Origin of the sequence: Falsirhodobacter sp. alg1, assembly GCF_000739715.2 — a bacterium.
In the GTDB taxonomy this organism is placed as follows: Bacteria; Pseudomonadota; Alphaproteobacteria; order Rhodobacterales; family Rhodobacteraceae; genus Falsirhodobacter.
Window position 1 is genome coordinate 1 of the sequence record NZ_BBJC02000113.1, and the last position, 511, is coordinate 511.

At 58.8% G+C, this 511-nt stretch carries 1 protein-coding gene and 1 pseudogene; one reads left to right on the plus strand and one right to left on the minus strand.

Features of this window, described 5'->3' with window-relative positions:
- Nucleotides 1-320, minus strand: a pseudogene (locus TR36_RS14495) (N5,N10-methylene tetrahydromethanopterin reductase); the annotation flags it as partial.
- Here TR36_RS14495 and TR36_RS14500 point away from each other — a divergent pair.
- A partial coding sequence (locus tag TR36_RS14500) for a succinate dehydrogenase (RefSeq protein WP_045394177.1) occupies nt 319-511 on the plus strand: 193 nt, incomplete at its 3' end. The pseudogene TR36_RS14495 and the gene TR36_RS14500 overlap by 2 nt on opposite strands.

Genomic DNA, 511 nt, shown 5'->3' on the forward strand with positions numbered 1-511 from the left:
GAACCGACCCATGGGGTCTGGCGGCTGCCCAGAACCATCTGCTCCAGCAGTTTGCGCCGTGTCCATTTCGGGCCTGCGGCCTTGTTCATGATGGCGATGTTCGAAACGATGGCCTGACTTTTTCCCGTCTCGATCGGTTCGTCCAGATCGTATCTGGAAAAGTCGATCCCCATCGACGCTGCCGCATGGACCAGGGCCGCCTCGGAACTGGCATAGCGGCGGTATTCGGCGAATTTCTCCTGCGCCTCTGCCTCTGTCCGGCCAATGATCAGGGTGGCCCCCAGAAACAGCTTGATATCTTTGTAAGGGGGATTATCCATGCGGTACCTGACCGATTACAAACGTGTGGCCGGCCTCGGCTCGGCCCATTCCGGCGCACATCATCATTGGCAGATGCAGGTCTCTTCGGCGGCCCTGCTGATCCTGATCCCGCTGTTCATCTTTACCTTCGGGGCAGCANTCGGATCGGATTACGAAAGCGCCGTAATCTACTACTCGCGCCCTTTCCCGC